The organism is Brachybacterium sp. Z12 (genome assembly GCF_014400405.1).
Classification (GTDB): Bacteria; Actinomycetota; Actinomycetes; order Actinomycetales; family Dermabacteraceae; genus Brachybacterium.
This window is the reverse complement of record NZ_CP060496.1, coordinates 3166593-3192152: the sequence shown is the minus strand read 5'-3', so window position 1 is coordinate 3192152 and position 25560 is coordinate 3166593. Positions and strand designations below refer to the sequence as shown.

16 protein-coding genes and 5 pseudogenes are annotated in these 25560 nt (G+C 71.1%); 12 read left to right on the top strand and 9 right to left on the bottom strand.

Going from position 1 to position 25560, the window contains the following annotated elements; translation table 11 throughout:
• The first annotated feature begins 44 nt into the window (after nt 1-44).
• The 5 genes from H3H54_RS16835 (at nt 45) to H3H54_RS16815 (ending at nt 3609) form a co-directional block, all read left to right on the top strand.
• Entirely contained in the window at nt 45-554 is a 510-nt protein-coding gene (locus H3H54_RS16835; RefSeq protein WP_262424759.1) for a hypothetical protein, read from the top strand.
• Entirely contained in the window at nt 440-1015 is a 576-nt protein-coding gene (locus H3H54_RS16830; protein ID WP_262424758.1) for an NAD-dependent epimerase/dehydratase family protein, read from the top strand. The genes H3H54_RS16835 and H3H54_RS16830 overlap by 115 nt, the downstream gene beginning before the upstream one ends.
• The gene (locus H3H54_RS16825; RefSeq protein WP_262424757.1) at nt 994-1419 is read left to right on the top strand and encodes a DUF1731 domain-containing protein; all 426 of its coding nucleotides are present in this window, start codon (nt 994-996) and stop codon (nt 1417-1419) included. The genes H3H54_RS16830 and H3H54_RS16825 overlap by 22 nt, the downstream gene beginning before the upstream one ends.
• Before the next feature lie 116 nt (nt 1420-1535).
• The gene (locus H3H54_RS16820; RefSeq protein WP_262424756.1) at nt 1536-2735 is read left to right on the top strand and encodes a hypothetical protein; all 1200 of its coding nucleotides are present in this window, start codon (nt 1536-1538) and stop codon (nt 2733-2735) included.
• A gap of 226 nt (nt 2736-2961) precedes the next feature.
• Nucleotides 2962-3609 carry a hypothetical protein gene (locus H3H54_RS16815; protein ID WP_262424755.1) on the top strand — a complete coding sequence of 216 codons (648 nt, stop codon included), beginning with the start codon at nt 2962-2964 and terminating at the stop codon, nt 3607-3609.
• Between the two features lie 24 nt (nt 3610-3633).
• Here the strand turns inward: H3H54_RS16815 and H3H54_RS19235 are convergent, their stop codons facing one another.
• The 4 genes and pseudogenes from H3H54_RS19235 to H3H54_RS16800 all read right to left on the bottom strand — a co-directional run bounded on the left by H3H54_RS19235 (nt 3634) and on the right by H3H54_RS16800 (nt 7164).
• Nucleotides 3634-3987, bottom strand: a complete 354-nt coding sequence (locus tag H3H54_RS19235; RefSeq protein ID WP_316249073.1) for a hypothetical protein — start codon at nt 3985-3987, stop codon at nt 3634-3636.
• Between the two features lie 17 nt (nt 3988-4004).
• On the bottom strand, nt 4005-4958 hold the full coding sequence (locus tag H3H54_RS16810; protein ID WP_316249072.1) for an MFS transporter: 954 nt from the start codon (nt 4956-4958) through the stop codon (nt 4005-4007).
• A 248-nt stretch (nt 4959-5206) separates the two neighbouring features.
• A pseudogene (locus H3H54_RS16805) lies at nt 5207-6610 on the bottom strand (dicarboxylate/amino acid:cation symporter).
• Between the two features lie 155 nt (nt 6611-6765).
• Entirely contained in the window at nt 6766-7164 is a 399-nt protein-coding gene (locus H3H54_RS16800; protein ID WP_262424754.1) for a VOC family protein, read from the bottom strand.
• A gap of 134 nt (nt 7165-7298) precedes the next feature.
• Between H3H54_RS16800 and H3H54_RS16795 the strand changes: the two genes are divergently transcribed.
• The 5 genes and pseudogenes from H3H54_RS16795 to H3H54_RS16775 all read left to right on the top strand — a co-directional run bounded on the left by H3H54_RS16795 (nt 7299) and on the right by H3H54_RS16775 (nt 14715).
• Entirely contained in the window at nt 7299-7796 is a 498-nt protein-coding gene (locus H3H54_RS16795; RefSeq protein WP_262424753.1) for a hypothetical protein, read from the top strand.
• A gap of 109 nt (nt 7797-7905) precedes the next feature.
• Nucleotides 7906-8442, top strand: a complete 537-nt coding sequence (locus tag H3H54_RS16790) for a hypothetical protein (RefSeq protein WP_262424752.1) — start codon at nt 7906-7908, stop codon at nt 8440-8442.
• Nucleotides 8443-8474: 32 nt separating this feature from the next.
• Nucleotides 8475-12245 (top strand): DNA polymerase III subunit gamma and tau, encoded by a 3771-nt coding sequence (locus H3H54_RS16785; protein WP_262424751.1) that lies wholly within the window; start codon nt 8475-8477, stop codon nt 12243-12245.
• A gap of 158 nt (nt 12246-12403) precedes the next feature.
• Nucleotides 12404-12996 (top strand): annotated as a pseudogene (recR, locus tag H3H54_RS16780) (recombination mediator RecR).
• Nucleotides 12997-13014: 18 nt separating this feature from the next.
• The gene (locus H3H54_RS16775) at nt 13015-14715 is read left to right on the top strand and encodes a hypothetical protein (RefSeq protein WP_262424750.1); all 1701 of its coding nucleotides are present in this window, start codon (nt 13015-13017) and stop codon (nt 14713-14715) included.
• Between the two features lie 9 nt (nt 14716-14724).
• Here the strand turns inward: H3H54_RS16775 and H3H54_RS16770 are convergent, their stop codons facing one another.
• The 5 genes and pseudogenes from H3H54_RS16770 to H3H54_RS16750 form a co-directional block, all read right to left on the bottom strand.
• Nucleotides 14725-15864, bottom strand: a complete 1140-nt coding sequence (locus H3H54_RS16770; protein ID WP_262424749.1) for an ABC transporter permease — start codon at nt 15862-15864, stop codon at nt 14725-14727.
• Nucleotides 15864-17057 (bottom strand): ABC transporter ATP-binding protein, encoded by a 1194-nt coding sequence (locus tag H3H54_RS16765; RefSeq protein WP_316249071.1) that lies wholly within the window; start codon nt 17055-17057, stop codon nt 15864-15866. The genes H3H54_RS16770 and H3H54_RS16765 overlap by 1 nt, the downstream gene beginning before the upstream one ends.
• Before the next feature lie 170 nt (nt 17058-17227).
• Nucleotides 17228-18669, bottom strand: a pseudogene (locus H3H54_RS16760) (ABC transporter substrate-binding protein).
• A gap of 96 nt (nt 18670-18765) precedes the next feature.
• Nucleotides 18766-19671 carry a carbohydrate ABC transporter permease gene (locus tag H3H54_RS16755; protein ID WP_262424748.1) on the bottom strand — a complete coding sequence of 302 codons (906 nt, stop codon included), beginning with the start codon at nt 19669-19671 and terminating at the stop codon, nt 18766-18768.
• Nucleotides 19672-19684: 13 nt separating this feature from the next.
• Complete coding sequence (locus tag H3H54_RS16750; protein ID WP_262424747.1) at nt 19685-20548, bottom strand: carbohydrate ABC transporter permease; 864 nt, start codon at nt 20546-20548, stop codon at nt 19685-19687.
• Nucleotides 20549-21053: 505 nt separating this feature from the next.
• Between H3H54_RS16750 and H3H54_RS16745 the strand changes: the two are divergent.
• A pseudogene (locus tag H3H54_RS16745) lies at nt 21054-23401 on the top strand (NAD(+) synthase).
• Nucleotides 23402-23673: 272 nt separating this feature from the next.
• Nucleotides 23674-25256, top strand: a pseudogene (locus H3H54_RS16740) (mannitol dehydrogenase family protein).
• Nucleotides 25257-25560: the final 304 nt, after the last annotated feature.

Sequence of the window (25560 nt, the reverse complement as noted above, 5' to 3'; positions counted from 1 at the left end):
ATGCGTAGCGTGGCGGCACATCACCGCCGAGGCAGGGAGCCACCATGAGGATCGAAGCCGTCCATCGGGTGCCCCACCCCAGGTCCGAGGTGCTGGCCTGGCACGACAAGCCCGGCGCGCTCGTGCGCCTCACCCCGCCCGGACTCGCCTCCGCGGAGGCGCCCGCGACCGGCGGCATGCAGGCCGGCCGCCTCGTCGGCGTACGGATGGGCCCGCCAGCGCTGCCCACCGCGCTGCGACCGCGCTGGATCCTGCGCCATGCCGAGCACGAGCCGGAGGGGCGCTTCGTGGATCAGCAGGTCCACGGCCCCTGGCGCACCTGGCGCCACGAGCACCGCATCGACGACACCGCCGACGGCAGCGCCACCGAGATCCACGACAGCATCGATCTCGAACTGCCGCGCCACTCGAACGCCTCACCCCGCTCGTCGAGGCCCAGGTGCACCGACTGCTCGCCTTCCGGGCCCGGCAGCTGCGCGATGACCTGGCATTCCATGCCCGCTGGGCGCAGCTGCCGCGCCGCACCATCGCGATCACCGGCTCCTCGGGGCTGATCGGCACACAGCTCGCGGCCCTGCTCGAGACGGGCGGCCACACGGTGCGACGCATGATCCGCGAAAGCGAAGTGGGCCCGGGCGAGATCTCCTGGGACCCGCAGGCCGGGCAGCTGGATCCGGCCGACCTCGAGGGCGTCGACGTGGTCGTGAACCTCGCCGGACGCTCGATCGCGACCCGCTGGGGCGCCGGGGCCAGGCGCGAGATCCGTGACTCGCGCGTGCACGGGACCCGGCTGATCGCGCGGACCCTCGCCGGGATGCGAGATGGGCCCGCCGCGCTCATCCAGGCCTCCGCGATCGGGCTCTACGGACCACGGCGCCCGGGGAGCTGCTCACAGAGACCGACCCTGGTGGAGAGGGGTTCCTTGCCGATCTGGTCCGTGACTGGGAGGGCTCCGCCCGGGCGGCCGAGGAGGCCGGTCTCCGGGTCGCCTCCGTGCGCACCGGCATGGCGCTGACGGACGGCGGCGGATCGCTGTTGCCCCAGCTGCCCCTGTTCCTCGCCGGGGTGGGCGGCCGCCTCACCCGCCCAGATGCCATGACTTCATGGATCTCGCTCGATGACGTCGTGCGCGCCTTCGCCCATGCCGCACTCAGCGCGGAGGTGGAGGGGCCGCTCAACGGCGTCGGCCCCGAGCCGGTCAGCGCCCACGAGTTCGCCCGCACCCTGGGCGCCGTGCTGCGCCGCCCTTCCCTGGTGCCGGTGCCGCCCGTCGGCCCCCGACTGGTGCTGGGCGCTGCCGCAGCGGATGAGCTGATCAGCGTGGACCAGAACGTCTCCGACGCGCGGCTGCGGGCGAGCGGCTTCGAGCCCGCGCACCGGACCCTCGAGGACGCCCTGCGGCACGTGCTGCGGCGCTGAAGCTCTCCGACCAGCGCTCGTGCAACCGATGACAAGCGAGCCATTGACGCGATAGAGAACGCTTTCTAGGCTGGGTCGACGGCGGGCAGAGTGGCCCGCCCCGTCCGAAGGAGCTCGTGACCGTGAACGATCAGCTCGAACCCATCGCAGACTCTTCCGACAGGGCGGGAGCCGCCGGCCCCATGTCGTTCACCCGCCGCACCCTGCTCGGGGGCACCGGGATCGCCGCCGTCGGCAGCGCCTTTGCGGCACCTGCCCTGCTCGGCCCGGCCGTCGCGGCCCCCACCGCGCCCGAGGGTGAGATGGTGCCGATCCTCGAGGGCACGGCCTCGCAGACGGCCGCGATCAACGGGAACGCCTTCCATGACGGCGTGCTGTACGTCGGCTCCCGCACCGCACCCAGCCCCGGCACCCCGCGCCTGGCCGCTTTCGACCCGCTCGCCGAGGAGTTGCTGTGGGTCCAGGACCTCGAGCTCGGCTCCTCCAGCGGGATCACCCAGATCGCAGCCGACGACGATCACCTCTACATCGGCGCCTCCGGCCATACGCACCTGTTCCGTCAGGATCGCGCGACCGGGGAGACGGAGCAGTGGCTGCAGCTCGGCGGAGCCTCCACGATCCCGTACTCCATGCGCCTGGAGGGCGAGCACCTGTGGATCGGCACCTATCCGGACTGCAGGCTGCGGCGGATCACTGTCGCGAGCGGTGAGATCCTCGACTTCGGCCGGATCGGCGCCTCGACCTACATGGTCGGCATCGCGCTCGACGAGGACCACGTCTACGCGAGCACCGCCGCTCCCGGCGAGCTGAAGGTCTTCGATCATCAGGGGAACCTGCTGCACGATCTCACCGAGCATCTCGTCGAGTCCCCGGTGGGAACGCTCAAGGTGATCGCGCACGAGGGGCTGCTGTACGTCTCCGTCGGCCGTGCCGTGCTCTCGATGCGCCCCGACGGCACGGAGCGCGTGGAGCGGCCGATCCCGGACGAGGACCGCTACGTCGACCATTTCGACATCACCCCCGATGGCAGGCTGATCGCCCTGGCCCGCAACACCACCAATTACTACGAGGTGACCCCCGATGGGCTCGAGTGCCTCGGCGCCCCTCCTCGGACCTGCAGAACGTCGGATTCACGATCCTGGAGGACGGCACCCTGGTGGGCGTCAGCGGCATCGGGCACATCTGGACCACCCAGCTCGGCGGCGAGGCCTCGATCTTCTCCACCGCGGAGACCGACTTCGGATACCCGGAGACCGTGCAGTCCGTCCTCGCGCACAGCAGCAGCTCGGTGTGGGTGGGCGGGCACTTCGCCCTGACCAAGCACTCGCCGTCACCACGGCCGCGGGGGCGCCTCATCGATCCCGACCGGTATCGCCCCGGCCGGATCCCGACCCAGCGGCTGGACGTCAACGGGGAGCCGAAATCGCTGCTCGAGATCGATGACGGCACGGTCCTCGCCGGGCTCTACCCCTCCACCGACGTGATCGCGTCCACCCCGACACGCTCGAGATCCGCACCCTCGGCACCATCGGCCATGAGCAGATGCGACCGATGGCGATGGCCTGGGACGCCGACCGGCGCACAGCACTCGTCGCCACCACCGCTTCGCAGCAGATCCACACCGGCGCGCTGACCTTTGTGGACGTCGAGAGCGGCGACATGGATGTCCGGAACTTCCTGCCCGGTCAGAACACCCGCGCCCTCACCGTGGACGGCGATTTCGCGTACCTTGCGGGCGACGTGTATGCCGAGGGCACCGGTGAGCATCCGCTCGAGGTGGCGTCGGTCGCCGAGATCGATCTGCGCACCAGGGAGGTCACGCGGATCTTCGAGCCCAGGGGATGGGCCTCCCTCGAGTCCGTGGTGGTGCTGGACCGGATCCTCTATGTGATGGCACGCCGCCCCAGCGGGCACTGGTACGCCCTGGACCTCGAGGCGGAGGAGGTCGTCGCGAGCGGCGAGATGGGCGGGTACGGAACCCTGGCCGTCCATCTGGGTACCGTCTACACCTGGGACAAATGGACGGACTCGATCCAGGCGCTGACCCTCGAGGACGGCGGCGGGCGCCGCACCGTGTACGAGCACGTGCCCGACGGCTGGTTCAACAATCCCGACTTCGGTTTCGTCCGACGGATACGAGGCGCCTGGGGCGCTCACGGGACCGACCTGGCCTGGTTCCCGCTGACCTGATCCGCGCGGTCCAGCGGCGCCGGCTCAGAGATGCTCGGTGGGATGCTCCGCGAGCGTCCGGGCCTCCTCGAGGAGGTGCTCCTCGGGCTGCTCCTGCTCTGCAGCGAGGGTGGTGCCCGGCTCGCGGCAGGCCAGGGAGTTGACGATCGCGGCGAGCACCACCAGGCCGGCGGCGCTGACGGGCAGCCACATCGACGCCTGCGAGCCGGCCGTCTCGGCGACCGCGCCGGTCACGGCGGAGGCGGCGGACTGGCCGACGATCGTGGCCGAGCCGAGCATCGTCATCACGGTCGCCGAACGGCCCTGCGGGCTGCGCTCCGCGGCGAGACTGTACAGCGTCACGATCGTCGGCCCGATCCCGATGCCGGCGATCGCCATCGCCACGATGATGCCGGTCAGGCCCCCGCGAGGCCGAACCCGATCATCGCCGCGAGCATCAGCGCAGAGAAGCTGAGCCAGCGCGCGTGCAGGCGGAACCGTTCGGGGAACATCGCGACGGACAGCGCCAGGATGGTCGAGCCGATCCCCATCACGCCGTAGACGAGCCCTGCGGAGTCGCCGTTCCCGGTGTCGGAGAGGAGCGCGGTCAGCGAGGTCAGGACCGTGCCGAAGAACAGACCCACCCCGAGCGCTCCGGCGACGACCACCAGCACGCCGAGGCTGCGCAGCTCCCGCGCGGGGGCCTGGGCCACCGGCTCCTCGGTGGTGGGCGCAGCGACCTTCGCCGTGGGATGCAGGGCGAAGGCGGTGACGAACAGCAGCGTCAGCACCGCCGCACCGATCATCGGCGCGGCCGGGCTGAGCGTGGTCGCGAGCAGACCCACCACCACCGGGCCGAACACGAACGCAGTCTCGTCCGCGGCGGATTCGTAGCCCATGGTCGAGTTCAGGCTGCGGGCGCGCCGGCCCACAGGGAGGCGGGTGAGGATCAGCTGGACCAGGCGGCTGCGGGAGAACGGACCGATCTGCGGGGAGGAGGCGCCGATGACGAAGCCGACCGCGAGCACCGCCGCGTTCGGCAGCGAGCTGAAGGCCACGACCGCCATCGCCAGCAGCGCGAGCGAGTTCACGATCCCCGAGACGAGGATGACGGGGCGCTGGCCGATCCTGTCCGCCGCGGCGCCCAGCAGCGGGCCGATCAGGGCAGAGCCCAGGCCCACCACGGCCGAGTTGATGCCGCCGAGCGCGATCGACTCGCGCGCGGAGACGACGAGGGTGAGGGTGCCCACGACCATCATCGCGAAGGGGAACCGGGCGATGAACGCGATCGGGAAGTAGGCGGTGCCGGCGACTCCGCGCAGGGTGGTCTGCGCCTGCTGCGGGGCGGGGGCTGTCTGAGGAGTGGACATCGATGCTCCGGACGGTGGGTGCCGCCTTGGACGATCCACACCGTGGACCCGAGGTAGATGCACTGCGGGGGCCCGTGGAGCCGGGCCGGTCTGACGGCCCTACTTTAAGCGTGGGCGGCGTGGCCGGCCAGGGATCCGGCGCCGGTGGTGCGCGGATTCACCACTGTTTCCGTGACGACGCCCCGGGATCTCGAGGAGATCCCGGGGCGTCGAGAGATGTCGGCCGCAGCCGATGCTCCGCGGCCGCCTCAGGCGGTGGCGGGCTGCTTCTCGCTGCTGTCGGCCGCCTCGGCGGCGGCGTCTGCCGTCCCCTCAACCTCCGCAGCCTGCTCGGCCTGGAGGATCTGGAAGGAGGTGCGACGGGCGGCGTCGTACGCGCCCTGGTCCAGGATCTTCTCGCGCTTGGCGACGATCACGGCCACCAGCGACTGGCCGGTGACGTTCAGGGCGGTGCGGCCCATGTCGAGGATCGGGTCGACCGCGAGCAGCAGGCCCACGCCCTCGAGCGGCAGGCCCAGGGTGGACAGGGTCAGGGTGAGCATCACGGTCGCACCGGTCATGCCGGCGGTGGCGGCCGAGCCCAGCACCGAGACCAGCACGATCAGCAGGTAGTCGGTGATGCCCAGCGGCACCCGTAGAAGTTCGCCACGAAGATCGCGGCCAGCGAGGGGTAGATCGCGGCGCAGCCGTCCATCTTGGTGGTCGCGCCCAGCGGGATCGCGAAGCTCGCGTAGTGGCGCGGCACGCCCATCCGCTCGGTGACGGTCTGGGTCATCGGCATGGTGCCCAGCGAGGAGCGGGAGACGAAGCCCAGCGAGGTCGCGGGCCACACACCGCGGAAGAAGGAGCCGATGGAGAGTCCGTTGATCTTCAGCAGCACCGGGTAGACGATCAGAAGCACGATCAGCATGCCCACGTAGACGTCGAGCGTGAACACGCCGAGCTGGCCGATGGCCTCCCAGCCGTAGGAGGCGACGGCGTTGCCGAGCAGTCCGATGGTGCCGATCGGGGCGAGGCGGATGACCCACCACAGCAGCTTCTGCACGATCTCCAGCGCGGAGCCGGTGACCTTCAGGAACGGCTCGGCCTTCTCTCCCACGGAGAGCACGGCGATGCCGACGGCGATGGAGATGACCAGGATCTGCAGCACGTTGAAGCTCAGCGAGACGGAGCCGTCATCCCCGCGGAGCCGGCGATGCCCAAGAAGTTCGAGGGCACCAGGCCGCCCAGGAAGTCCATCCAGCCGCCCTGGGTGGAGGAGGCCTCGGCGGCGTCGGCGGAGACGCCCGAGCCCTCGCCGGGGCTGGTCACGGCGCCCAGTCCGATGCCGATCGCGACCGCGATGAGGGCGGTGATCGCGAACCACAGGAGCGTCTTCCCGGCCAGGCGGGCGGCGTTGGTGACGTTGCGGAGGTTGGCGATCGAGGTGATGATCGCGAGGAAGATCACGGCGGGACCAGGGCCTTCAGCAGGGTCACGAAGGTCGAGCCGATGGTCTGGAGGGTGGTGGTCAGCCAGTTCGGGCCGTCACCGCCATCCTCGCCGGCGCCGGGGACCGGGCCCATCTGGGCGGCGACGAGGCCGAGGACCACGCCGAGGACGAGTCCGATCAGGACCTGCCAGCCGAAGGGGATGCGGGCGATCTGACGCAGCGGGTTGCGCGTGCGCGAGGTCGCCTCGGGGAGGAGGTGGTTGATGTGCTCACGGCGAGGAACGCTACGCCGTTGTCACGCTGACATCAACAGTTTGGCAAGGGGGTCACAGTAGAAGAACTTATGAGTCGGGGGTGGTGGCAGGCAGCAGGGCATCAGTCCTGCTGCGCGACCTGTGCGAGGGAGCGCAGCACGCAGAATTGATTGCCCTCCGGATCTGCCATCGTCAGCCAGCCTGTCCCCGGGCCGTACAGGCCTCGGCGATCCGCGATCAGCCTCGCACCGTGCTCGAGCAGCCAGGTGCTCTCCTCGTCCTGAGTGCGCTCGCGGGGACGCACGTCGAAGTGGATCCGCTTAGGCGGCAGCTCCTCGTCGGGGACCTCATGGAACAGCAACGTGTGGCCGGTGGCCGGGTCCTGGATCGGGCACTGCTCATGCCCGGCGAGATTCGGGTCCTCGGGATCCATCGTGTAGTCCAGCGCGATGCGCCACCACTCGGACAGAGCGAAGGCATCATGGCAGTCGATCGTGGTGTGGGAGAGGAACACGCTCATGACGACAGTCTTCGCGCGCAGCCCACCGTGGTCAATCGATATCCACCCGCCTCGGCCGAACGGCCGATGAACCTCGACGGGAATGTAGTCCATCGGAGGATCTTTCGCGCCGCGGCGCTTGCCACCATGGGGTCATGCCGCAAAGCCCCGCCCAGCTCGATCCGCACCCCTCCCCGCACGAGGAGGATGAGGGTGTGCAGGATCCGTCGGCCGACGGGCCGGAGGCGAGTGGCGAGACCGCCGACGAGGAGCAGCCCGAGTTCGGCACCCAGAAGCCCACCCGTTTCGCCGCCGACGTCGAGTACCGCGGCCGCGCCGGGGGCCACGAGTACCTCGTGCGGGTCCGTCACCGCCTCCTGGACACCTCGGCCACCGTGATCATCGACGGTGTCGAGCACGACCCGCAGGCCGAGGAGAAGGCGCTGAAAGCGGCGGAGACGGGGAGAAGGGGGAGAAGGGCGCAGAGCCCGATCGCTCACCCGCCGGCGTCGGACCCCCTGGCGAGGAGCCCGGCGCCGACCAGGCGACTCCCACCGACGACCTGCGGTTCCGCTGCGAGGAGGGGTTCAGCTCGCTGCGCATCACGGTGCGACGCCCCGGCTCCGACGGCGACCACGCGGACGCCGAGGTGATCAAGGTGCGCACCCTCGGCCTGGGTGGGGCGGGTGAAGTGGATGTGCACCGGAGCTTCGGGCGGGTCCTGCTGGTGCCGGCCGACGGCACCCCTCCGCCGCGCGCGAGGTGAAGCGCACCGCCCATCCCACTCGGTACGCGCTGGTCACTGCGCTGGCGAAGTCCGCCCGCTACCTGATCCCCCTGCTCGGGCTCGGTGCGCTGTTCAGCGGGCTGCTGGACCCGCTCATGGACTGGGCGGAGGCGCGGGTGCGCCCGGCCGTCGAGGCGGTCGCGGCGTTCCTCGCCCCGATCCGGGATTGGGTGTCGGAGCTGACGCGGCCCGTCCGGGAGTTCATCGCTGCTCTGCTGCGCCCCGTGGCGGAGTTCCGGGACTGGCTGATGGACCTGCTCTTCGGGTGGATCCCGGAGTTCTCGCTGCCGTTCTCGATTCCCGAATGGGTCGTCGACGTGGCCGTCCCGGCGGTCCTGGTGCTGGTGGTGTTCGTGGCGACGTTCCGCGAGCTGAGGCGGCGCGGGAAGAGGCTCGAGGCCACCCGGAAGGCTTCGGGCAAGGCCTCGAACGGGGGTGAGGAGGCTGGCGAGGAGCCCGCGGAGGGGGCGGAGGACCGTTCCTCCACAGCACCTCCTCGTCCCCGCCGGTGAGGAACGTGGGCGGCCTCCATTAGCCTGTGTGGGTGGCCACTGCTCTGTATCGACGTTACCGCCCGGAGTCCTTCGCCGAGGTGATCGGCCAGGACCACGTCACCACGCCCCTGCGGCGTGCGCTGCGTGCTGGGCGGGTCGGTCATGCCTACCTGTTCTCGGGCCCACGCGGCTGTGGCAAGACCACCTCGGCGCGCATCCTCGCGCGCTGCCTGAACTGCGCAGAAGGGCCGACGGACACCCCCTGCGGCACCTGCGACTCCTGCCGCGACCTCGCGCGCGCCGGCGCTGGCAGCCTCGACGTGGTCGAGATCGACGCCGCCAGCCACGGTGGCGTGGACGATGCCCGTGAGCTGCGCGAACGCGCCTCCTTCGCACCGGTGCGTGATCGCTTCAAGGTGTTCATCATCGATGAGGCCCACATGGTCACCTCCGCAGGTTTCAACGCCCTGCTCAAGCTCGTCAGGGAGCCGCCGGACCATGTGAAGTTCGTCTTCGCGACCACCGAGCCGGACAAGGTCATCGGCACCATCCGCTCACGCACCCACCACTACCCGTTCCGGCTGATCCCGCCGCAGGTGCTGGGCCCCTACCTCGAGGAGGTCTGCGTCGCCGAGCAGGTGCAGGTCGGCGAGGGCGTGATGCCGCTGGTGGTGCGCGCCGGTGCCGGCTCCGCCCGTGACTCGATGTCGGTGCTGGACCAGCTGATGGCGGGGTCCGACGAAGGCGGGCTCGACTTCGCCACCGCGATCGCACTGCTCGGCTTCACCGACACCACCCTGCTGGACAGCGCGATCACCGCCATCGCCCAGCGTGATGCCGCCGCTCTGTACGGCGCGGTCGAGCACGTGCTGGCCACCGGGCATGAGCCCCGCCGCTTCGTCGAGGACCTGCTGGAGCGGATGCGCGACCTGATCGTGCTGGCCGCCGTGCCGGACAAGGGAGCCGACCTGCTGCCGCAGGTCCCCGCTGATGAGCTCGGGCGGATGCGGAGCCAGGCCACGCTCTTCTCGCCGGCCGATCTGTCGCTGTGCGGCGACCTCGTCCACGAGACCCTCTCCACGATGAGCGGCGCGACCTCGCCGCGACTCCACCTCGAGCTGCTCGCAGCTCGCCTGGTGCTGCGCAACGAACGGGCCGCGCTCGCCGCCGGTGAGGCCGGCGCCCCGGCCCAGGGCACTGCGCCCGCGGGGCCCGTCGGACAGCAGGCAGCTGCGGCCCAGAGCGCCCCCGGTGCTTCCGGTGCCCGCGAAGAGGCCCGTCGCATCGCGCAGGAGAAGGTCGAAGCGGCACGACAGGCCCGTGGCGGCCGACCTCAAGCCCCGGCGGAGTCGCGCGAGCGGCCCGGCGCGGCCCAGGAACAGCCTGCCCCCGCCCCCGAGCAGCCGGTCGATACCCGACCGGCCCCGCAGGAGACCCCGGCCCCGGCTGCTGGGACTCCGACGGCCCCTGCCCAGCAGGCTCCCGTCGCGCAGGCGCCGCAGGATTCCGCGCCCCAGCGCGAGCAGGATGAGGATCGTTCGTCGCAGGCCCAGGCTCCGTCCGACGCCCCGACCGCCCCGGCGCAGGAGCCGAGCGCGCCGGCTGCACCGCAGCGCGAGCAGGCCGCCCCAGCGGGAGGCGGCCTCGATGCGGACCAGGTGCGGGGGCACTGGTCCGCGATCCTTGACGAGCTCCAGCAGATCCGCCGCCCCAGCTGGGCGCTGGTCTCGCAGAACGCCCACGTCAACGGTGCTCATGGCGGCACGCTCGTGATCGGCTTCCGCACCGAGGGACTGGTCAACGCCTTCCACCGCGGCACCGCCGGGGAGAACCTGGCCGACGCCGTGCGCCGCATCATGCACACCGACGTCTCCATCGAGGCCGTGGTCGGAGAGGACCCCGGTCCCGGCGGCGGAGGTGCAGGGGGCGGCGGCCCCGCCGCTCCCGGCGGCAGCGGTCCCGGCGGTCCCACTGGCGCAGTCGGGCCGGTCCGTCCCCAGGCGAGCAGCCCGGGGGCAGGCACGGACCGAGCAGGAGCAGGCCAGCCCGCCCCGGCCCCGTGGGGTGACTCCGCGCCGTCGATGCCCCCGAGCGGCTCTGCGCCGGGCTCTGCCCAGCCGTCGGCCCAACCCTCGGCTGATTTCTCGCCCCAGTCCTCGGCTCAGCCCGCGCCGACCCAGCCCGCAGCGCCTGAAGAACCGGTCGCCTCGCTGGGTCAGCGAGCCTCGGAGCGCGCCATGCAGGCCGCAGCCCGCGCGGCACAGGCCGGTCGCAGCGGCGGCTCCACCGCCGAACGGGTCGAGGACTTCGCCCCCGAGCCCGACGACCCCTACCCGCCGGACCCCCGCGACACGTACCCGCCCGCCGACCACGGCGCCCCGCAGAGCAGCGCCCAGCCGTCACGTGCCCCGCAGGCCCCCGCGCAGGACCAGGGCCGCGGCTCCGCTTCCGGCCCCGCTCCCGCGAGCACCGGGCGCTGGTCCGATGCGCTGAACCAGGCGGGCGGGGAGCGCAGTGCACCGGCAGCCGCCGCCCCGACCGGCGAGATCCCGGTCGTGGAGGACGAGGGCCGGGACTCCGTCCCTGCGGACGAACCCCGCACCTACGGACAGAACGCCCTGAAGCGCGCGATCGCAGAGGGACGCGTCATCCACTCCCGGCCCGCACAGAACGTGGCCGCGCCCGCCCCGGCAGATACCGGCGACGGAGGGGCAGTCGGCGCGTCCCTGCACGCCATGCCGCCCGCCGTGCAGAGCCCCGCACTGAGCGCGGCATCGGCGAACGCCTCGTCGTATGAGAACCCTGCCGCACCCTCCCCGGACGCGCCGGACGGCTCCGCCTCCGCGCGCGCCGCCTGCCTCCTGGGGCACGGCCGGCTCGATCTCCGACTCCGGCCCGTCGGCCCCCGCACCGTCTGCCCCTGCACCGTCGGCCACTGCGCCGTCGGCACCCGCCCGCAGTGGCGCCGCACTCGTGCGAGAAGCAGCCCAGGCCTCACGCACCGCTGGTCAGCGCACCCGCGGCGCGCGCGGGACCATGCCCGACGAGCCCGAGGCGGACGCCGACCCCACCGGCGGAGCCACCCGGGACGATGCCGACGCGATCGGCGCGAACCGCAACGGGCGCGAGGTCATCGAGAAGATCCTCGGCGGCAAGGTCCTCGAAGTCATCGACGAGAACCGCCCCCGCTAGGAGCTCTGCACTGCGGGTTCCGCCGCGGCGCTTGGTACTCAGACGTCCCGCGGCTCCAGCTGGCTGAACAGGTCGGTGCGCAGCGTCGCCGGGTTCACGCCCGGCGCCGGGGGCGTCACGTAGAACTCCCAGAACGGGTAGGTCATCTGCTCCTCGGACTCACCGATGTCCTCGGTGAACGCTCCCCACTTCTCGGCCAGCCCGCCATAGCCGCCCAGGTGCGAGATCCAGCCCACGCGGCCGGCCGGCAGCACCGACCCGGTGACCTCGTACCCGCTGGGCAGGGACAGGGTCTCGGTGAGCGGAGCATCGATCGGGAACCCGACCTCGAGATCCGCGGTCGCCACCGGGGCGCGGTGGTGCAGCGCGAACGCCGGACCGATCGGGCGCAGACCCGCCTCCTCCAGCACCTCGACCAGATGCGAGAAGGTGCCATCCATCAGGGTGGGCATCTCGTACATCGGGAAGTCCTGCTTCGAGACCACGGCGGTGGGGACCTCCGGTGCCTGGGCGACCTGGCACTCGGAGGCCGGCTGCGCGGCATCGTAGGGATACGGCATCGACGACATCGATCCTGGTCCTGTTCAGAGTCGACAAAGGGCCGTGCAATCGCGACGACCCGCAGATGACGGTACAGCCCGCACCGGGGAGCCGCCACTCCGGGTGACCCGCGGCCCACCGTCGCCCCGGCGAGGTCGCGGAGCAGGTGACGGCGGGTACAGCCGAGCGATGGCAGGTCGATCACCTCGCGGAGTCGCGCGTCGGCCCTGGCAACTAGAGTGGGGGCGTGTACGAAGGCATCGTTCAGGACCTCATCGACGAGCTCGGCAAGCTGCCGGGCATCGGCCCCAAGTCGGCGCAGCGGATCGCGTTCCATCTGCTGGACGCCGACGACTCCTCCGTGCGCCGGCTCGCGGAGGTGCTGATCAAGGTCAAGGACACCGTGCGCTTCTGCGAGGTGTGCGGCAACGTCTCCGCTGAGGACGAGTGCCGCATCTGCTCCGACCCGCGCCGCACCGAAGAGATCATCTGCGTGGTCGAGGAGTCCAAGGACATCATCGCGATCGAGAAGATCCGCGAGTTCAAGGGCCGCTATCACGTGCTCGGCGGTGCGATCGATCCGATCGGGGGCGTCGGCCCGAACGATCTGCGCATCACCCAGCTGATGAGCCGGCTCGGCTCCGGGAGACCACCGAGATCATCCTCGCGCTGGACCCGAACATCGAGGGCGAGGCCACCTCCGCCTACCTGTCACGGCTGCTGGCGCCCCTCGAGCTCACGGTCACCCGCCTCGCCTCCGGGCTGCCGGTGGGCGGGGACCTCGACTACGCCGACGAGATGACCCTCGGCCGCGCCTTCCTGGGCCGCCGCGCTGTCTGAGCCGCGCCAGGAGCCCCGATGACCTCTCCCTACGCCCACCGGCTGCCCCCGCTGACAGACCTGCCGGCACCGCGTCGGCTGCCCCGCGAGGCCACCAACCTCATCCCGCCGGGCGAGATCATCGCCGAGTCCAAGCACGCGATCCTGCGCCGCCTGGTCCGGGTGCTCTGGGCCCCCGGCTTGGTGCTCCTGGGCCTGTGGTACCTGCTGCTGGTGCTGTACGTCGTCGGCGCCTCCCCGACGTTCTGGTTCTTCTCGCTCCTGGCCACGCTCGGCGAACCGGCCTTCTTCCGCACGGCCCTCACCCAGCTGGGGTTCACCAGCTCCGGTCTGACCATGGCCTTCCTGCTCCTCCCCGCCGCAGCGACAGCGCTCAGCCTGGCCGTGGCACCGCTGGCACCCCCTCTCCTCGCCGGGCTGCAGCCGCGCCGCTTCCTCAGCGAACAGCAGTTCCAGATGGAGGTCGCCACCCGCGTCACCGCGGTGCTGATGCTCCCGCCGGTGCTGGCCGTGCTCGCCGCGCCGCTCAGCGTGGTGCTGGGCCTGCCGCAGCCGTGGAGCGGTCTCGGGGCGGGGCCGCTGTCCTCCTGGTGCCTGGCGCTGTGCGCACTGCCCTTGGCTTGGGTGCTGGTGCGCCGGTTCGTCCCTGCCTCGAAGCTGCTGGGTATCACCGACGCGGCCTCCCTGCAGACCACCGCGCGGATCGGGCAGGACGTCGAACGGAGGAAGGTGGTCGCGAAGCAGGTGCGGGAGCAGGACCGTCGGCACCTGCCCCCGAACCTCGGGACGCCCGCGCTGAGCGCAGCGGCGACCCCGCGCGGGGCACTGGTCGCACTGGCCCGCACCGCCCGAGCGAGCCTGGTTTGGGTGCTGCCGGCAGCGGCCGGCACCGGATGGCTGGTCTTCGGGATCACGGACCTCGTGACCGTGTTCGTGGGGATCTCCACCATGGACCTGACCAGCGTCTCCTCCCCGCTGCGCTGGCAGCACGCGGTGGTGGGCGCACCGATCATGGGGATGGTGCTGCTCGGCGTCGCACTGGCCCCCGCGCTCGCCGTGCCGCTGGCCGCCACCCAGCGTGACCAGGTTCGGGACCAGCGCACCTATGAGGACTGGAATCAGCGCTCCCGTGCGAACCCGTGGGAGGCGCGAGTGGTGGGCCTGACCGGCTGGATCAGCGCCGCCTGGGGCCTGCTGGGCACGGTCCTCGCTGCGATCGTGCTGCAGCTGATGCAGGTCGCGACCGCCTTCTCCTGGGTCTCGCTGATCCTGATCGCGCTGGTGCTGGTGCCGCTGCTGGGTTTCGCCGCGGCCACCGGGATGCGCAGCGGCCTGCGGGACGTGCTCTACGGACCGGCCGGTGACTACATGCGCCGCGAGACCCCGCACGCCCTGGTCGCGCCCGATATCGGCACGCGCGCCGATCGCGCCGCGGATCCGGCGGTGCGGGCCGCGCTGCGCAAGCGGCTCCAGGCCGAGAGCGGGGATCATACGTTGGAGATCTTCGACCTCGACACCGCCGGGGAGCGGCTCTGGGTCGACGATGACGAGCCCGGGGCGACGGACACCGCGGTGCGCGCAGCGGACCTCGCCCGCGGCCAGCTGCCCGACTTCGGCGGGGAGGGCTCCGCCTTCACCGGCGGCGGGCAGAGCCACGACGATGCCGCTGCGCCGCGCCACGGCATCCCCGACTCCGTCACCGGCCTGCGGGAGCTGTAGCCCCGCAGCTCAGGCGATGCGGGTCCCCGCGCCCAGGCGCTTGATCGGGATGGCCAGCCTCCATGTGGCCACCCCGAGCGACCCTGCGCCGGCCAGCATCCACAGCGCCATGCCCATCGGCCACAGCGGCCTGTTCGGTGCCTCGCCGAGATGGTCGGGATAGCCCTCCGTGCCCGGCTCACAGGAGTTGTTGTGCGCAGGATGCGCGATGGTCGCGGTGAGCCTCATGCCCGACTTCAGCATCCGCAGCACGTCCGCGTTCCCCTCGTCCTCGCCCCAGTAGGTTCCGGTCATCGGCGGAGCGGTCTCGGCCAGCAGCACCACCGGGTTGCCCCACATCAGCGGCATGCTCAGATCGACTCGAGAGATGGTCTCGGTGCGGGTGGTCTCCACGCACCGCACGGGGTCGACCTCCGCGTCGGAGTAACTGGTGCGGTACGTCGTCACCTCTCGCTCGTACTGGAGGAAGAACGCTGAGCTGGCCCAGGCGAACGGCAGCACCACGGTCACCCCGAACACCACCACGTAGGCCAGCACCACCGAGCCCAGCTGCCGGTTGGTGATCGCCGACAGTCCCAGCCCCACCGCCGTCACACACAGGGTGAGCAGCACGATCACGACCACGATGCGCAGGAGGTAGAGCGGGCCGATGCGGCCCAGCACAGCGATCGGGATCACCGACGGCAGGGCGAGCACCAGGAAGGCCATGCCGGTGGCGAACCCGGCCAGCAGCTTGCCCAGCACGATCTCGAGCGGGCTGAGCAGGCTGGCCTGCAGCGTCGCGAGGGTCCCCGCGGTGCGGTCGCCGTTGATCGAGCCCGCGGACAGCGCCGGCACCACCAGCAGCATCGCGAACAGCACCAGGATGATCTGCAGGCTGAAGATCATCGCGGCGGCCGGCTCGACGTCGCCCCACTGCGCGGTGAACAGCGTCGGCGCCATCCCCAGCGCGCCGATGCCCAGCAGCACCACGGTCCAGCCCGCGAGCGCGATGTACCAGCGCTTAGAACGGATCCGTTGGCGCAGCTCGAGGGAGATCACCAGCCACAACCCGCGCGGGCGCAGCGCGAGGGTGCTGTTCAGAGCGCGTCTGCGGCCGACGGGCGCCTGCGGGGCAGGCGCGTCAGGGGCTGGGGCTTGCGTGCTCATCACAGGGCTCCTTCACGATGGGCGGCATCCGAGGCAAGGTAGGCGGCCTCGAGCCGCCCGGCCGCTGGACCGAAGCTGATGACCTGGGCTTTCGCTGCGGTGAGGTCGGTGAGCAGGCGGGAGGCGGTGGCCTCATCGGGCAGGGGGACGACCGTCTCGGCATGGCCGGAGGCGGTGCGTTCGGGGCCGAGCACCTCTCCGTGGCTCACTCCGAGCCGTGCGAGCGCGTCGGTCAGCGCCTGCGCATTCAGCGAGGCGACCTTCCAGGGGCGGGGACGGGCGGCCAGGTCGCGCACGCTCGCGGCGTCCACCACCCGCCCGGAGTCCATGAACACCACGTGATCGGCCATCTCCTCGAGCTCGGTGAGGATGTGGCTGGAGATCAGCACCGTCGTGCCCTCCGCCGCGAGGGCGCGCACCACCCGCAGCAAGCGGCGTCGCGAGGCCGGATCGAGGCCGGAGGCGGGCTCGTCGAGGATCAGCACGGACGGGGCATGGATGAGTGCCCGTGCCAGCCCCAGGCGCTGCTTCTGCCCGCGGGAGAGCACATGCGCTGGCTGCTGCGCGAGGGATACGAGATCCATCAGCTGCAGCAGCTCGTCGACGCGTTGCTTCAGCTGCGCGCTCGGCAGGAAGTAGGCACGGCCCATCACTTCGAGCACCTCGGCGACCCGCAGCGAGTCCCAGGCCCCGAACTGGTCCGGCATCCAGCCCACGCTCGCCCTCACCGCCGCAGAGTCGACCGACGGGTCCACCCCGTTGATCAGCACCCGGCCGGAGTCGGGGGCCAGCAGCGAGGCGAGCATCAGCATGAGCGTCGATTTGCCGCAGCCGTTGGGACCCACCAGCGCCGTCACCGCTCCGCGCGGTGCGGTGAAGGTCAGGCCGTTCACCGCCTTCACGCTGCCGAAGGCCCGGATGACCTGCTCGGCGACGATCCCCGGAGCGGTACCGGCCGCGAGGTCGGCACGTTCTGCAGGCAGCGGGGGCGGGGCTGCGGGGGCAGCACGGCCCGGGTAGCCCTCCGGCGAGGGCGGGGCCTGGCCCTGGGCCTGGCTCTGGCCCTGGTCGTCGGGCGGCGGGGCGGAGGGCTGGTGCGGCCCGTAGTCGTAGGCCTCGCCCGTGCCTTGCTCTCCGTGCGGGCCCGGGCCCCCGGCCGGGGTGTGCTGTGCGTCATGTGCACAGCGTGGCACGGGATGACCCGGTGCGCGCGGGACTTCGCGGGTGCAGCGCGCGAACAAATGGTGGGGGAATGGTGGAGCCCGGCCTCCGCGCGAAGAGAACCCGCGCTTCGACGGGAACTGGCGCTGGGCAGCACGCTCTGCAGATATAGCCACAGCGTGCGCTCCAGCGCCAGCAGTCGTCACCGTTGCCCCGCGAGGCCGGACTCCCGTGAACCCGAACCACGCGCGGGAACCCCCGAACCACGCGCGGCTATCGGCTCACTCCGCCATGGCGGAGTTGCCCTCCTCCTGCGCCTGGGGGATGCCGTCCTCGGCGGAGAGGCGGCCGATGAAGACCTCCTGGAAGATCGGGATCGCGCGCCGAGACCCGCGTTCGCGCGGGCTCCGGTGTCGGCCTCCGCGGGGTTCTTCGCGGCGTCCACGAAGACGCTGACGTCCACGCCCTTCTCCTCCCAGAACGCGATGAACGCGTCCTGCGCCTCCACGTGGCCGGGGAAGGAGACGCCCTGCTCGGCGAGCGGAAGCTGGCCGTCTTTGCTGCCCAGCCAGGTCAGCAGCTCGGCGATGCCCTCCTGCTGGTCGTCGTCGGCCTGTGCGTTGCCGACCGCGACCACGCCGTGCACCAGGGACTTCGCGCCCTCGGGGCCGGCCACCGGTGCGGCAAGCGCCCACTCGAAGGAGTCGTCCACGCCCTCGGAGATCGCCAACAGGTTGTACGGGCCGGACTGGAACAGGCCGAGCTTGCCCTGCGTGAACAGATCGCGGGTGAAGTCGCCGTTCTCGTTGGTGTCGGCGGCGCTGGGGGCGACGTTCTCGACGTTGATGAGGTCCGCCATGTATTGGAACGCCTCGATGCCTTCGGGGAGGCGAAGGTGTACTGATCGTCCTCCTGCCAGGTCGCGCCGTTCGAGGCGAGCATCGGGCCGATGATCGCCTGCCGGTCGGCCTGCGAGTTGAAGCCGAACTGCTCACGGGAGTCGACGTCGAAGCCGTCCTCACCCGGGTGCAGGCCCGCACCGTCCACAGTCAGGGCGCGGGCGGCATCCCGCAGCGAGTCCGTCTCGGCAGAGGGGTCGAAGGCGAGGGCCGATGGGTCCACGCCCGCCTCCTCGACCAGGCCCTTGTTGTAGAACACGGCGATCGAGTCCCAGATCTGGGGCACGCCCCACAGGCCGCCGTCGCGAGTGTAGAGGTCCACCACGGACTGCTCCCACTGAGCGGCGCCGTCGGGGACGACCTCGTTGATGTCCAGCAGCGCCTCGGAGTCCTTGAACTGCACGTAGTTCGCGGAGTTCATCCAGTACACGTCCGCAGCGTCGCCGCTGGCCACATCGAGGGGGAGGCGGGTCCAGTAGTCAGCCCACGGCACCACGTCGATCTCCACGTTCCAGCCGCTTTCGGCGGTGAACGCGGTGAACGATTCCTCGTACGCGGGCACGGCGTTGTCGTCCCAGAGGCGGAAGGTCAGCGTGCCCTTGTCACCGCCGGTGCTGCCGCCCGCGTCGGAGGCTGAGCTGCCGCTCTCGCCGCCGCCGTCATCGGAGGAGGGGGAGCAGGCCGCTGCGGTGCCGAGCAGGCCGGCGGCGGCGAAGGAGGAGAGGAGGGTGCGACGTTTGAGCATGGAGGTGTCCTTCCGGGAAGACGTGTGATCTCATTATCAACTGTTCGCGCAGGTTATGGGGGACCGATGAACCCATGTGGCGTGTGCTTCGGGGGCTCAGCGCAGGGTCGCGTCGCCCACGGAGCGGGTGATCTGCTTCTGGAACACGACCATCAGGATCACCAGCGGCAGCATCGCGAGCGTGGTGCCCGCCATCACGAGCGTCCAGTTGTTGTTGTACTGCGATTGGAGGGCGGAGGTCGCGACCGTGATCACCCGCCACTCCGGGCCCGAGGTGATCACCATCGGCCACATGAAGTTGTTCCAGTGCGTGACCACCGTGATCAGCACCAGGGTGACGATGATGGCGCGGTTCAGCGGGACCACCAGGTGCCACAGCAGGCGCAGGGTGCCCGCGCCGTCGATGCGCATCGCGTCCATCAGCTCGCTGGGCACACCGCGGAAGTTCTCCCGCAGCAGGAAGATCGCGTACGGCGAGCCGAGCACGAAGGGCAGCACCAGCGCCCAGAAGGTGTTGCGCAGCCCCACCTCGCTCATCATCAGGTACAGCGGCACCACCACGACCACCTGCGGCACCATCAGCGTCGCGATGTACACCCAGAACAGCAGATCACGGCCGGGGAAGCGGAGCTGGGCGAAGGCGTAGGCGGCCAGCACCGAGAACACCATCTGCCCCACCAGGATCACGGCGACCATCTGCACGGTGACCACAACGGGGGTGACGAAGCCGTCCTGCGAGCTGAACAGCCCGATGAAGTTCTCCAGCACCGGGGGCGCGGGGAACGACAGCGGGCCTTCCTGCGCGAACTGCCGGGTGGAGGTGAACGCGGTCATCACCGAGAACAGGAACGGGCCCAGCGTGAGCACCGCGGCGACGGCGAGCACCAGGTAGGTGGCGCCGTGCGCGAGCAGGCGCCGGGCGAGGAGCGAGCCGGTCAGAGGGCGGCGTCGGCCCGTCGGGCGCGTGGGTGCGGCGCCGGGGGCGTCGGTGGTGGTGTGCATGGTCGGCCTCCTCTCAGCTCATGTCGTAGGTGATGCGGCGGGAGAACCAGCGCTGTTGGATCAGCGTGATGACCACCAGCAGCAGGAACAGGATCACCGCGACCGCGCTCGCGCGGCCCAGACGGCTGGCCTCGAAGGCCTCGTTGTAGATCAGGGAGGCGATGACCTCGGTGCGGCGCTGCGGCCCGCCGCCGGTGAGGGCGTAGACCATGTCGAACACCTGGAAGCTCGCCACCACCTGGGTGACCGCGAGGAAGAACGTCGTCGGGCGCAGCAGCGGGATGGTCATGAACCACAGCTGCTGGGCGGGGCCGGCGCCGTCGATGCGGGCGGCCTCGTAGATCGAGTCGGGGATGCGGGTCAGCCCCGCCTGGAAGAACAGCGAGATGTAGCCGACGTTCTGCCAGATCGCCACGAATGCCACGGCGGGCAGCGCGAGGGACGTATCGGTGAGCCATTCGATGCGCACGCCCAGGATCTGGTTCAGAGCACCCACCGACGGCTGGAAGATCCACTTCCACACCACGCCGAGCGCGAGCGGGGCGCACACCCAGGGGATCACCACGATCACGCGCACGATCGCTGAACCCGGCAGAGCGCGCACCAGCTGAGTGGCGAGCACCAGGCCCAGCGCGAGCGAGACCGGCACCGAGATCAGCGTGAAGATCCCCGTGACCAGCAGCGAGTTGGTCAGCGCGCCGCTCGAGAGCAGCGTCGTGTAGTTCTCCAGACCGATGAACCGGCGGGTGCCCAGCAGATCCCAGCGGAAGAGGGAGACGACGAAGGCGAGCACCACCGGGAGGATCAGGAAAGCCGTCACCCCGATCAGGCTAGGGGCGATCAGCAACCACCCCAGCAGGGGCCTGCGCGAGTTCATGCGGCCCCTCTCATGTGCGGTGTCGTGCTCGATCTCATCGGATAAACGTATAGCAGGCGGGAGCCGCAGCGGGGCGGTGCGTCAGGGGATGGTCGGCGGCGTCTGAGGGGCGGGGCGGCGGATGGGGCCGCCGCCGAGGGAGCGGGATGATGGTCGAGAACTGGCGCGGGGGCGAGGCGGCGGATGGGGCCGCCGCCGAGGGAGCGGGATGATGGTCGAGAACTGGCGCGGGGGCGAGGCGGCGGATGGGGCCGCCGCCGAGGGAGCGGGATGATGGTCGAGAACTGGCGTCGGGGGCGAGGTGTATGCCGATATCTCCGCAGAGGTCGCTCCCACGCCAGCAACTGACCACGGCCCCGCGCCGCCACGGCCTCGGACGCCCACGGCTCCGGCCAGCACGGTTCCGGGCCAGCACGGTTCCCGGGGGCCCGACACCACCGACCGAATGGCAGCAGAACCGCGCCCCGCACCGCACCCGGCGCTGGGCCTCGATTACGCTCGGCCCATGAGCTCCGCGTCGCAGCCCGCAGCCCCGCAGCCCTCCGGCCAGGACCGGTCGCAGCCGCCCGGCCAGAACGAGCCGCCGAGCTCCGCCCCGGCACACACCCACGGCCTCGCGGCCTCCGCCCCGGTGCCCGGCGAGCACGTCCCCGGCGGCTCCGACCACCACCTTGACCGGGCGCTGCCCACGGTCACGCACGAGGACCCGTCGGACCCCCATGCCTCGATCTACGACCACGGCTTCCTGCGCGCCGCCGCTGTGACCCTCCCGGTCGCGCTCGCCGATCCGGCCACCAACGCCGAACGGCACCTCGAGGTGCTGCGCGACCTGCATGAGCAGCAGGTGGGGCTCGCCGTGTTCCCCGAGCTGTCCCTGACCGGGTACTCGCTCGAGGATCTGGTGCTGCAGGAGCCGTTGCTGGACGCCGCCGAACAGGCGATCACCACCGTGGTCGAGGCGAGCCGTGAGCTGATGCCGATCATTGTGCTCGGCGCGCCGCTGCGGGTCCCCTCGCGCAGCCGTCTGCTGAACTGCGCGATCACCATCCACCGCGGCCGGATCCTGGGCATCCAGGCCAAGCAGCATCTGCCCACGTATCGCGAATTCTCCGAGCGGCGCTGGTACTCCCCGGGCGATGACGCCTGCTGGGAGGGGTGCGCATCGGTGCGGAGGAGCACGCCCTCGCGCCGCACCAGCTGATCACGGTGCCGGATCTGCCGGGCCTGTCGCTGTTCGTGGAGATCTGCGAAGACCTGTGGGTGCCGATCCCGCCGTCGGCCGAGGCCGCGCTCGCCGGCGCGACCGTGATCGCGAACCTGTCCAGCTCGCCGATCACGATCGGTCGGGCCGACGAACGCAAGCTGATGGCCCGCTCCGCCTCCGCCCGCTCGCAGGCCGCGTACATCTACGCGGCCGCGGGCGAGGGTGAATCCACCACGGACCTCGCTTGGGACGGGCAGACCTTCATCTACGAATGCGGTGACCTGCTGGGCGAGACCGAGCGCTTCCCGCAGGGGCCGCGCGCGACCATCGCCGACATCGACCTGGATCGGATCGTCGCCGAGCGCCGCCGCATGAACACCTTCGACGACAACCGGCGTACCCACGCGGAGCGCGTGAAGGAGTACACGAGCGGGCCGGAGCCGCTGCTGTTCGGTGTGGAGGCGGACGTCTCGGATGACGGGATCTCCTATGACGACTGGGACCGTGACGAGGGCTCCCGGCCCGTCGGCCCTCCCGCGACCGGGCCGCTGCGCCGCAAGCTCGACCGTTTCCCCTTCGTGCCCGACGACCCGGCGCGCCTGGCCCAGGACTGCTACGAGGCGTTCTCGATCCAGGTGGCGGGACTGGCGCGTCGGCTGAGTGCGATCGGCGGGGACAAGGCCGGCGGCACCAAGCCGGTGCTCGGCGTCTCCGGTGGTCTGGACTCCACCCATGCGCTGCTGGTGTGCGCGAGGGCGATGGACCTGCTGGGCCGCGACCGCTCCGAGATCCTCACCTACACGATGCCGGGCTTCGCGACCACCGAGCACACCCGTTCCAACGCCGAGCTGCTCTCCCGCGCGGTGGGGGCGAGCTTCGAGACCATCGACATCCGCCCCGCCGCCACCCAGATGCTGAAGGACATGGGGCATCCCTACGGCGGCGGCGAAGCGGTCTACGACGTCACCTTCGAGAACGTCCAGGCCGGGCTGCGCACCGACTACCTGTTCCGTCTCGCGAATCATCACGGCGGGATGGTGGTCGGCACGGGTGACCTCTCCGAGCTGGCGCTGGGCTGGTGCACCTACGGGGTGGGCGACCACATGTCCCATTACGGCGTGAACGCCGGGGTGCCGAAGACGCTGATCCAGCACCTGATCCGCTGGGTGATCGACGAAGGCCTCTTCGGCCCCGACGCCTCCGAGGTGCTGCAGTCGGTGGTCGACACCGAGATCAGCCCCGAGCTGATTCCCGCAGGTGAGGGCGAGCAGGCGCAGTCCACCGAGAGCTCGATCGGCCCCTACGCGCTGCACGACTTCACGCTCTACCACCTGCTGCGCCGCGGCGACGGGCCCGCGAAGATCGCATACCTCGCCCATCAGGCCTGGGGCGATGTCGAGGCGGGGGAGTGGCCGGCCGGCTACCCCGAGGACGATGCGCGTGCCTACTCCCGTGAGGAGATCAAGCACTGGCTGACAGTGTTCACCCGCCGCTTCTTCGCCAACCAGTTCAAGCGCTCCGCGTTGCCCAACGCCCCGAAGGTGCTGGCCGGCGGCTCGCTCTCCCCGCGCGGCGACTGGCGGATGCCGTCCGACGCGGCGGCGAAGGCCTGGCTCGCGGAGATCGAGCGCGAGGTGCCCGGGGACTGAACCCTGGGGTGACGGGGCACGTGCCGGAATGACGCAGCGCGTGGGCAAGAATGACGTGGAGGGGCCAATGGTGAGGTGAGCTGGCAATATCGCCATCTCGCCTCACCATCGGCCCGTCTGTGCCAGGGCCCCGGCTCCTGGCCTCGTCCTGGTCTGCGGAGCGGCTGGCGCACCCCCTAGGCCACCCCGATCAGGTGAGCGGAGCCCCTGCTCAGCTGGCGTCGAAGTGTGTATCGTCGGCTTCCACCTCACTCGTCGATGAAGGATGAGCCATGACTGCGCTGACGTCCGCCTCCCTGACCGAGATCGCCGCAACCGGCCAGGTCGCCGTGCCCGGCTATCCGCTCGAGGAGCGGAAGATCGGCATCGTCCACTTCGGCGTCGGCGGCTTCCACCGCGCGCATCAGGCCATGTACCTCGACCGCCTGATGAACGCTGGCCGCGACCGCGACTGGGCGATCTGCGGGGTGGGCCTGCTGCCGGGCGACTCCCGCATGCGCGACGCCCTCACCTCGCAGGACGGCCTGTACACGCTCGTCACGAAGGCGCCCGACGGGACGCACGATCCCCGCGTCATCGGCGCGATCGGGAAGTATCTCTTCGCCCCTGACGATCCCGCGGCCGTGCTCGCCCAGATGACCGATCCGGCGGTGCGGATCGTCTCGCTGACCGTCACCGAGGGCGGCTACAACTACAACCCCTCCACCGGCCGCTTCCAGTACGAGACCGAGGCTGTCGCCGCGGACCTCTGCACCCGCTTCGACCTCGAGGGCGCCGTCGCGGCGGGCAGCGCGGGAGAGAACGCCGGCGGTGCGAACACCCCGCACCGCTCCGGGCATCCGCAGACGATGTTCGGATACGTGGTCGAGGCGCTGCGCCGACGCCGCGACGCCGGCACCGCCCCGTTCACCGTCATGTCCTGCGACAACGTGCGCGGCAACGGCGACCTCGCCAAGCGCATGCTCCTCGCCTACGCGAGCCGACGGGACGAGGAGGGCCTGCACGCGGACGCCCCGATCGCCGACTGGATCGACTCCGAGGTCGCGTTCCCCAACTGCATGGTCGACCGGATCACCCCGTCACGGCCCCCGAGGACATTCGGATGGTCGCCAGCGACTACGGCATCGACGATGCCTGGCCCGTGGTCAGCGAGGACTTCGTGCAGTGGGTCCTCGAGGACGACTTCCCCTCGGGCCGCCCCGCCTATGAGGAGGTGGGAGTGCAGATGGTCGAGGACGTCGAGCCCTACGAGCTGATGAAGCTGCGCCTGCTGAACTGCTCCCACCAGGCCATCGCCTACTTCGGCCTGCTGCTCGGGCAGACCTACGCCGACGAGGCCGCGGTCGACGAGCACCTCGCCCCGTTCACCCGCACCCTCTACATGGACGGCGAGGGCACGCCCGCCGTTCCCGAGGTGCCGGGCATCGACGTGGACGCCTACAAGGACGAGCTGATGGCGCGCTTCGCGAACCGCGAGGTCAAGGACACCCTCGCCCGCCTCGCCGCCGAATCCTCCGATCGCATCCCCACCTGGCTGGTCCCCGTGATCCAGGAGAACCTCGGCGCCGGCCGGGCCGTCACCGCCTCCGCCGCGATCGTCGCCTCCTGGGCGCGGTACGCCGAGGGCACGGGAGAGAACGGCGAGGAGTGGCCGGTGGTGGACCGCCTCCGCGACCGGGTCATGGCCGCCGCCGCACGTCACGACGAGGACCCGCTCGCCTTCCTCCGCGATGAGGAGCTGTTCGGCGACCTCGTCCAGCACGACGCGTTCACCACCCCGTATCTCCACGCGCTCGGGGTTCTCCGCTCCGACGGCGCGCGAGCTCTGCTGCGGGAGCTCGTCGCCGGGGCCTGAGGGTTGGCGCCTGCCTTCACTCTCCGACGTCGGTGAGTCGTGGGAACGGTGCATGTGAGGTGCCGAAATGTGCACGTGTCCCTGGACTCGGCCCGGGCCCCGACGTATCGCTGCTGGCCCCGCGCACCGCTGCTGCCCCCGTCACGCCGCGGCTGCCCCCGTCACGCCGCTGCTGACCCTGTGCACCTGCCCTCGCACCCCGGCTGCCCCCGCACCGGCTGCCCCCGCACCCCGGCTGCCCCCGCCCCGCACCGGCTGCCCCCGTCACGCACCTTCTTCGCTGCCGAGTCGTGGGGACTGTGCA

Coding starts and splice junctions, on each gene's coding strand:
- H3H54_RS16750 (WP_262424747.1), bottom strand. CDS start 20,548: ATGAACTCGCGCAGGCCCCTGCTGGGGTGGTTGCTGATCGCCCCTAGC.
- H3H54_RS16800 (WP_262424754.1), bottom strand. CDS start 7,164: ATGAGCGTGTTCCTCTCCCACACCACGATCGACTGCCATGATGCCTTC.
- H3H54_RS16795 (WP_262424753.1), top strand. CDS start 7,299: ATGCCGCAAAGCCCCGCCCAGCTCGATCCGCACCCCTCCCCGCACGAG.
- H3H54_RS19235 (WP_316249073.1), bottom strand. CDS start 3,987: ATGGCGATCGCCGGCATCGGGATCGGGCCGACGATCGTGACGCTGTAC.
- H3H54_RS16815 (WP_262424755.1), top strand. CDS start 2,962: ATGCGACCGATGGCGATGGCCTGGGACGCCGACCGGCGCACAGCACTC.
- H3H54_RS16775 (WP_262424750.1), top strand. CDS start 13,015: ATGACCTCTCCCTACGCCCACCGGCTGCCCCCGCTGACAGACCTGCCG.
- H3H54_RS16770 (WP_262424749.1), bottom strand. CDS start 15,864: ATGAGCACGCAAGCCCCAGCCCCTGACGCGCCTGCCCCGCAGGCGCCC.
- H3H54_RS16810 (WP_316249072.1), bottom strand. CDS start 4,958: ATGTCCACTCCTCAGACAGCCCCCGCCCCGCAGCAGGCGCAGACCACC.
- H3H54_RS16755 (WP_262424748.1), bottom strand. CDS start 19,671: ATGCACACCACCACCGACGCCCCCGGCGCCGCACCCACGCGCCCGACG.
- H3H54_RS16835 (WP_262424759.1), top strand. CDS start 45: ATGAGGATCGAAGCCGTCCATCGGGTGCCCCACCCCAGGTCCGAGGTG.